The sequence below is a fragment of the Geoglobus sp. genome (genome assembly GCF_054018175.1).
Window position 1 is genome coordinate 1 of record NZ_JBPLZQ010000111.1, and the last position, 7,200, is coordinate 7,200.

The 7,200-nt window shown below is 51.4% G+C and carries 8 protein-coding genes; 4 read left to right on the forward strand and 4 right to left on the reverse strand.

Translation table 11 applies throughout. The features are described from left to right. Both ACXJJC_RS08795 and rtcA read right to left on the reverse strand, forming a co-directional pair. Nucleotides 1-827: NADH-quinone oxidoreductase subunit B family protein (locus ACXJJC_RS08795; protein WP_456371082.1), on the reverse strand; the 827-nt coding region annotated here is incomplete at its 3' end. A gap of 130 nt (nucleotides 828-957) precedes the next feature. Next, nucleotides 958-1,956 carry an RNA 3'-terminal phosphate cyclase gene (gene rtcA / locus ACXJJC_RS08800; RefSeq protein ID WP_456371084.1) on the reverse strand — a complete coding sequence of 333 codons (999 nt, stop codon included), beginning with the start codon at nucleotides 1,954-1,956 and terminating at the stop codon, nucleotides 958-960. 108 nt (nucleotides 1,957-2,064) lie between these two features. Here rtcA and ACXJJC_RS08805 point away from each other — a divergent pair, with 108 nt between their 5' ends. Beyond that, on the forward strand, nucleotides 2,065-2,982 hold the full coding sequence (locus ACXJJC_RS08805) for a calcium/sodium antiporter (RefSeq protein WP_456371085.1): 918 nt from the start codon (nucleotides 2,065-2,067) through the stop codon (nucleotides 2,980-2,982). On the opposite strand, the gene ACXJJC_RS08810 is transcribed toward ACXJJC_RS08805, so the two are convergent. Then, nucleotides 2,983-3,393 (reverse strand): Tfx family DNA-binding protein, encoded by a 411-nt coding sequence (locus ACXJJC_RS08810; protein ID WP_456371087.1) that lies wholly within the window; start codon nucleotides 3,391-3,393, stop codon nucleotides 2,983-2,985. A gap of 42 nt (nucleotides 3,394-3,435) precedes the next feature. Here ACXJJC_RS08810 and ACXJJC_RS08815 point away from each other — a divergent pair, with 42 nt between their 5' ends. The 3 genes from ACXJJC_RS08815 to ACXJJC_RS08825 are packed head-to-tail and all read left to right on the forward strand — an operon-like array spanning nucleotide 3,436 to nucleotide 6,021. Then, nucleotides 3,436-4,266 (forward strand): extracellular solute-binding protein, encoded by an 831-nt coding sequence (locus ACXJJC_RS08815; RefSeq protein ID WP_456371089.1) that lies wholly within the window; start codon nucleotides 3,436-3,438, stop codon nucleotides 4,264-4,266. Continuing rightward, entirely contained in the window at nucleotides 4,263-5,003 is a 741-nt protein-coding gene (locus ACXJJC_RS08820; RefSeq protein WP_456371091.1) for a molybdate ABC transporter permease subunit, read from the forward strand. The genes ACXJJC_RS08815 and ACXJJC_RS08820 overlap by 4 nt, the downstream gene beginning before the upstream one ends. After that, nucleotides 4,990-6,021: an ABC transporter ATP-binding protein gene (locus ACXJJC_RS08825; protein ID WP_456371093.1), complete on the forward strand. Its 1,032-nt coding sequence runs from the start codon at nucleotides 4,990-4,992 to the stop codon at nucleotides 6,019-6,021. The genes ACXJJC_RS08820 and ACXJJC_RS08825 overlap by 14 nt, the downstream gene beginning before the upstream one ends. Here the strand turns inward: ACXJJC_RS08825 and ACXJJC_RS08830 are convergent. Further along, the gene (locus ACXJJC_RS08830; protein WP_456371095.1) at nucleotides 6,018-7,112 is read right to left on the reverse strand and encodes a hypothetical protein; all 1,095 of its coding nucleotides are present in this window, start codon (nucleotides 7,110-7,112) and stop codon (nucleotides 6,018-6,020) included. The two genes, ACXJJC_RS08825 and ACXJJC_RS08830, sit on opposite strands and share 4 nt — an antisense overlap. Nucleotides 7,113-7,200 lie beyond the last annotated feature (88 nt).

Genomic DNA, 7,200 nt, shown 5'->3' on the forward strand with positions numbered 1-7,200 from the left:
TTGGTCTCGCTGCATGCGGAGAGCGTCATCGGCCCCCTGCACCCCAGCTTGAACAGGCACTTGTTGTACCTCATGTCGCTCTCCATGAAGCTCTCAGCAAACCACCCCTCGTCGTAGAATCCCCTCCTCGCGCAGTTGTCGTGTATCAGGTTTGAGAAGAATGCTTTGGGCCTCCAGTGGTCGTCAAGCTCGGGAACAATTCCGAGCAGCACACTTGCGAGCGTGACCATCAGCCAGTCTGGGTGTCCCGGACAGCCGGGTATCAGCACCACTGGCACTGACGGTTTCCTGTCCTTCAGGAACTGGTAAAGCCCCACAGCATTTGTCGGGCTTTTTCCGTCGAAATCCCTTCCAGAGGGTATCCCTCCGTACGTGGCACAGCTTCCAAAACCGACTATCGCCACTTTCGTCCTTGGAATCAGCTCGTCCAGCCACTCGACAAGAGTTACCTCCTTTCCGTTTCTCTCTCCAAAGGTGCATGCGTATTCCATGTTTCCAGTTGGTATCGATCCTTCAAGTACCAGCACGTCCGGATCCTCTTCCTCCAGCACCTTTATTGCATCATCTCCGAAGGAGGGCATCACTGTCGGATGGAAGGATATGCCAACGCTGAGCTCTTCGATCGCGTCGTACAGGTCTGGGTCGCTCGCCTGCAAGAGTGAAACTGTGCAGGCCGAATCGCTCTGTCCCTGAAGCCAGAACAGCTTTACACCGGCCTTCTTTGCCTCCTCCAGAGCACTGACGATCTCAGTCCTGTAGTTCATCAGAAACCCTGATGCTCCAAGTGCTGCAATGGCTCTGTTGAACTCTCTCCTGCTCAATCTCATAGCTAATCCCTCCACAATTCTAACGATTAATCATTTATATTTTTTAGCATGATTAATAAATACAATCTCATATTTATAATTTTCGCTGTTAATCTCAAAAACAAAATAAAAATTATTTTATCGAAATATACTATAATATACCTTTGATCCTTATTGTGTTGCTCTCTATCTCTGCAGCACCGTCAAAGAAGCTGTTTATGACGTACGCGTTGCTTCTGGCGTGAAGTGTTATTTCGGTTGCCGTGTACTCCGTTTCCCCCTTCGCGATGACTGCGGGAATCATCACCTGGTCCGCAAGAAACCTGTCGAACGCACCTCTTCTGTTCATTTCCATGAGTATTTCGCGCGCGGCCTGTTCCCCAACTTTCTCTGCTGGTTTACCCTTTTCTCCGAGGGCAACGGAACCCTTGTATGCTGTGAAAAGCGTGATCCCGGATCCGGTTGAAATGCCTCCTGAGACCTCCGTTTTTATCTCCACAGAGTATCCACCGCTTTCAAGGATTTTCTTGGCAGCCCTTGCCTGCCTCTCTGCAACGTGGGCGGGAAGGTTGGAGCAGTGACTCACTCCGTAAACCGTGTCAGTTTTCTTTTCGGAAAATTTCATGCCGGTGAGAGTCGCCTCGCCGATCTCAACGACGACCTCTCCACCTCCCTTGGGGTAGTACCCTCTTCTCACCAGTTCAACATCCAGCTCAGCGCCCATTTCCTCAAGCACTTTCGCGGTGACAAATCTGAAGTAGTCAACGCTTGGACTCCAGCTGACGTCCGTTCCCCCGGTTATTCTCAGCCTGCACCTTTTCCTGCTGTGAAGGAGTGGTGGGAGGATGGTCTGGAGAACGAGAGTAATGCTCCCCGCAGTGCCTATGTCTATCCTCAGATCTCTCGCCCTGACTTTTCCAGGTCTGAAGACCAGCCTTGTCGATCCGATCCTTAGCCCCTCGACCTCTGCGTCGCACAGCAGTTTTGCCGCCTCCACCCCCTTCATGTGCTGTGCCTTCAACCCTGGCTTCGGTCTGTTGGCTCGTATGTTGTAGACCTCCACGTCCTCACCGGTTATGCAGGAGAGTGCCACCGCGCTTCTCAGTATCTGACCACCACCCTCCCCGTAACTTCCGTCTATTCTTATCATACTCAACCCCTCGCATTTGAACTGTGGGATGCGCATGTTTCTTATTTTGCTCGTTTTCAGTAATTTTACGGGAAAAACTTAAAAGTTGGCTGTGCGGCAAAGAACATTGTGATTTTCTGGACGGCGGTATTCGTTCTGAGCCTTGGAGTGCTGATAAAGTCATCGGATTACTTCACAAGGTCGGCTGAAAAGCTCGGAATGGCGGTGGGTTTGCCGCACTTCATAGTCGGTGTGACTGTAGTTGCCGTTGGCACATCCCTTCCGGAGCTCGCCTCCTCCATAGCCGCCGTGGCAATGGGGCGCTCGGAGATAGTTGCAGGGAACGTCGTGGGGTCAAACATCACCAACATATTTCTGATAATAGGTCTCGCCGGCATTGTTGGAAGGAAGATTGACATAGGGTATGATCTGCTGAGAGTGGATCTCCCGCTTCTCATAGCCTCCTCTTTTCTGCTCGCAATTCTCGCGTACGACGGGGAGCTGACACCCGCTGAAGGTGTGATCTCGGTTGCCGGGCTGGCGGTTTATCTCGGGTATGCCATGAGCTCTGTGGAGAACGGTGAATACCGGAAGGAGCGGTTTGGTGCAAGAGACGCTGCAATTCTTGCCGGAAGTGCAGTCCTCCTTTACGTGGGAGCGGAGTACACGGTGAGGTCTGTTGTGGAGGTCTCTCTAAGACTCGGAATTGGCACGGAGATTGTGGCTGCAACCGCTGTATCGCTCGGAACGTCTCTCCCAGAACTCTCCGTGAGCATTCTGGCTGCGAGGAGGGGGAGGGCAGATATGGCGATAGGCAATGTGCTGGGATCGAACATTTTCAACGCGTTCGGTGTAACCGGTCTGTCGTCTCTTATCGGAGCTGTGAAGTTTCCAGAATCCATCACGTCGTTTGCCCTGCCTTTAATGGTTGCTGCAACCCTCCTGTACTTCTTCATGACACAGGACAGGCAGATAACCCGCTGGGAAGGAGGAATGCTGGTGATTTTCTACGTGTACTACCTCGGCAGAATACTTGGAGTTGTTTAGCTAAAGCACACTGAGGTCTCCGTCACTCTTGATGCCCACCGTTATCTGTCTGATAACTTCCCTGTTTCTCAGCTTGTGACCGCACCTTTCCACGAGAAGCTTTATCAGCTCGGGTCCGCTGTACCTTATCTTTATGCCCATCTCATCTCCCTTCCTGTAAACCAGTCCCGGGATCTCGTAGAGGTCGGTCCCCGGGTTTATCGTGATTATGTGAGCATCCACCAGCTGCTCCACGAGCCGTATCGTGTTGTATGCAAGCTCGATTTTTCTCCTTGCCTTTTTCTCCAGCGCCGAAATGTTGCTTTTTGTCGTGCCGAGTTCCCTCGCAATTTCCTCCAGCTTTTCTCCTCTCAACCTCCGGATGTATATTTCCAGCTGCCTCTCGGTGAGCAGTGAGTCAACCACTTTCATTTAACCAAACGTTAAAATACAATTGAATTGTTAAACTTTTCGATGCTGAGAAGGGACTTTCTCAGACTCTCAGCGCTCTCGGCAATGGCAGTGGCAGGGTGCACATCCAGCAGGAGCATCGAGGTCATGTATGCTGCAAGCCTCGTGAGGGAAATGGAACAGAAAATAATTCCTGAGTTCGAAAAAAGGTATGGCTACGACGTGATTTCAGAGGCAAAGGGCTCGGTTGCGATTGTGGAGATGGTGAGGGATGGGCTCAGAAAACCGGATGTCGTCATATCTGCGGATCATGAGCTTCTGAAAGAGCTATTGCCCGAAATAATTGACGGATATTACGTGTTTGCATCCAACAGCATTGTCGTTTCCGGAAAAAGAGACGTTCCGGAAAACTGGGTTGAGGCGATCCTTAACGGAGATGTTACCGCGGGAATGAGTGACCCGGCAGTCGACCCACTCGGTTACAGGACTCTGATTGTGTTCAAGCTGGCTGAGCTTTTTTACGGGCTCAAGTTTTACGATGATCTGGTTGAGAAGGTCAAAATTTTCGCCCTCGAAACCGACCTATCCGCGAACCTGTCTGCAGGAACAGTCGATATCGGCTTCCTCTACAGGAACATGGCGGTTAACCACGGTCTCAGGTTTGTGGACCTTCCAGATGAGGTGAATCTGGGCAATCCAGATTTCAACAAGCTGTACTCGAGAGCCGTAGTCAGGGTGGGGGACAGGGTTTACAGGGGGAAGGCGATAGCCTACGGCATTGCCGGGCTGAATAACTCGAAAGGGAGAGTTTTTGTAGAGTTCATGCTTGATGATGGGCTGAGGATGATGAGAGAGATGGGATTCAGAACCTCTGTGAGGGAAGTGCGACCATGAGATCCGTGTACTACCTTTCATTTCTGCTGCTCATATACCTGTCTCTTCCCGCAATCTCTGCCGTCGCAAGCCTCTCTCTCGCAGATGTGCTGGCAATAGACACTACACCTCTGCTCACGTCCCTCACCTCATCACTCATTACGACGGCCATCGCCACAGTATTCGGAATTCCTCTCGCCTACCGTATTTCCAGGATGGAGAGCAGATACAAACCATTTTTAGAGGCAATCGTCCTCACTCCGGTAATACTCCCTCCAATAGCCACGGGCCTGCTCATGCTCAACATCCTGTCGCCAGGAGGACCGGCAGGATTCATCACTGAAGTTTCAGGAATAAGGCTGACGAGAAGCTTTCTTGGAATCGTCCTAGCCCAGCTCGTCGTCTCCTCTCCGTTTCTGATAATCTCGGCGAAGGCCGGGTTTGATGGCATAGACAGGAGACTCGAGTATGCCAGCAGGCTCATGGGGAAGGGTGAGTTTGAGACGTTTCTGAGGGTCTCGGTTCCACTTGCCAGGAAGAGCATCATTGCCGGTGTGATGATGTGCTTCGTCAGGAGCTTCGGTGAGTTTGGGGCAACATTCATGCTCGCGTACCATCCAACAACACTTCCAGTTGAGCTTTACATGTACTTCCTCTCCGGAGGTCTCGAGAAAGCGTCTTCTGTAGCGGTGGTTTTCTGGTTGGTCTCTCTTGCCTTTGTATTTGCCTTCCGGAAACAGGGTGATGGCGTTGCTTGAGCTGCGCAGTGTTGAGAAAAAGCTGAGTGGTATGAGGATAGAGATCACCGCGGAGTTTGAGGGGATAACTGCCGTCATAGGCCCCAGTGGGTCCGGGAAAACGACGGTTCTGAACATGATAGCTGGCCTTGTGAAGCCGGACAGCGGGAGAATTTTTCTGAACGGAAGGGACATAACCTCACTCCCACCGGAAAGGAGAAGGGTTGGCTATGTCTTCCAGGACTACGCGCTTTTTCCGCACATGACTGTCAGGGAGAACATACTGTACGCGGGAGATAGCCTGGAGGTCGTGGAGATGCTGGAGATCGGGCACCTGCTCGACAGAAAAGTTTCCGAGCTCAGCGGCGGTGAGATGCAGAGGACTGCACTTGCGAGAGCTCTTGCAGGAAACCCCGAGGTGCTCCTTCTCGACGAGCCGATGAGCAGCGTTGATGAGTTTTTGAGGAAAAAACTGACATTCGAACTGTCCGCAATACTGAGAACTCTCGACATACCGGTGATATACGTCACACACAGCATAAGGGAAGCGCTTATCATAGCCGACGAGATTGCAGTGATTAGGGACGGCAGAATAGTCCAGAAAGGTGATGCAGAGCAGGTGTACGAATTTCCCGCTTCGAGGTTCGTTGCTCAGTTTACCGGATTTGAAAACGTGTTTGAGGGGGTTGTTGCGGAAAGGGATGGTGAGATCGTCATTGAGTGGAGTGAAGGGGTTGTCCACCTGAGCTCGTGCGACTTTGATGCTGGTGAGCGGGTATTCTTCGGAATACGGCCGGAATACGTTATGGTGATAAGAGAGGGCAAGGAACTCGGGAAAAACCTCGAGGGCAACGTGTTTTCGGGAAGGATTGTTTCGAGGATGAAAGTCGGTCCTGCTCACGAGATACTGGTGAAGCTCAACAGGGAAAAGGTGGTCGTTCACATCCCGGATCACGCTTACCACAGGCTTGAAATTGACAGCCGGGACGAGATAAAGATTGGATTCAAGAGAAACAGGGTCAGGGTGTTCAGCGGTTAGGACGATGTTCTAATCCTCCTCAACACGTCGTCCGGCAGGAACTCCATTATGAAGTCGTAAACGTTTGGCGAGACCCATCTCACTCTGCCCCACCCACCATCTCCTTTGAGAAAGCTCCTGGATCGTATGTATGCGAAGCTCACTCCAGCGAACCCCTCAACCTGCTGCCCAACTATCAGCTTCTCCATTTCGTCGAAGGTCAGACCAATGGGGGTCTTTTTTCTGTAACTCCTGTCCACAATTCCAAAGCCATCCTCTTCGGGCATGTAAAAGACTATTGCCTCTGCATAATTGCCGGTTGAAGGCGGGTTTTCCAGAACGGAGTGTAGCTTAACCCTCTCTATCCTGAAGTCGCTCTTTTCCTGAACAGTTCTGTTTACACCCGCGTACTCCCCCTTTTCCCCGTCTATCTCCTCGCCTTTTTCCACCGGGAAGTAGTAGTGAACGAGTTTGAGTTCCTCAGCTGATTTTGCCTCACTGTAAATGGTTCCACATGGCGATGGCCTCTCGGGAGTGATGATGCAAACGTGATTGGGCAGGTAAACCTGACATGATATGCATCCGTAAAATGTGTCCACGTCTCCTTCACTCAGGCGACCAGCCCTGTCTTCTCTCTCGGCATGAATCCGTGAACTCTTCTCAACAACCCTCTCAAATTCCGCTCCGTCGCACACGATTCTTACCTTTACACCTTCCACTGCCGGTATGGCCTTCACTGCCTCGAAAATAACTTTACCGACGCATTCGGGAGTGAAAAGGTTTTCAGACTCGTTTGAGACCATTATCCTTACGTTCTCCTTCCTGAACCGGTACTCAACACCCTTCATCCTGTTTATCACTTCTGAAAACAGGCTTTCTATTGCCTGGGCAGCGTCGTCGCTCACACCAGAAACGATGACGTGAATGCCGAGAAATCCGTCGCACTCTCCCACGACCTCTATGCCCTCGCTCTCCACCTCCCCTACCTCCACGAGTTCGAAACCTTTGAGCTCCTTACCCTCTCTGATTCTCTCGCCTGAGAAAAGCTCATCCATTTCTGTGCAGTCAGCCTGAACGTCAATTTTATCTGGGTCTATGACTCTCTCGATCATATTCCTTAAGTTGATCCGGGCCGATAAATACCTGTCCGGGTTTTTGCACATCCTGTCAGAGGTGGTGTCATGCAGGTGGGCGTGATAG

What these genes read in the sequence shown, in the direction of transcription:
- rtcA (WP_456371084.1), bottom strand. Translation starts at nt 1,956, where the DNA reads ATGATAAGAATAGACGGAAGTTACGGGGAGGGTGGTGGTCAGATACTG.
- ACXJJC_RS08810 (WP_456371087.1), bottom strand. Translation starts at nt 3,393, where the DNA reads ATGAAAGTGGTTGACTCACTGCTCACCGAGAGGCAGCTGGAAATATAC.
- ACXJJC_RS08815 (WP_456371089.1), top strand. Translation starts at nt 3,436, where the DNA reads ATGCTGAGAAGGGACTTTCTCAGACTCTCAGCGCTCTCGGCAATGGCA.
- ACXJJC_RS08820 (WP_456371091.1), top strand. Translation starts at nt 4,263, where the DNA reads ATGAGATCCGTGTACTACCTTTCATTTCTGCTGCTCATATACCTGTCT.
- ACXJJC_RS08825 (WP_456371093.1), top strand. Translation starts at nt 4,990, where the DNA reads ATGGCGTTGCTTGAGCTGCGCAGTGTTGAGAAAAAGCTGAGTGGTATG.
- ACXJJC_RS08830 (WP_456371095.1), bottom strand. Translation starts at nt 7,112, where the DNA reads ATGATCGAGAGAGTCATAGACCCAGATAAAATTGACGTTCAGGCTGAC.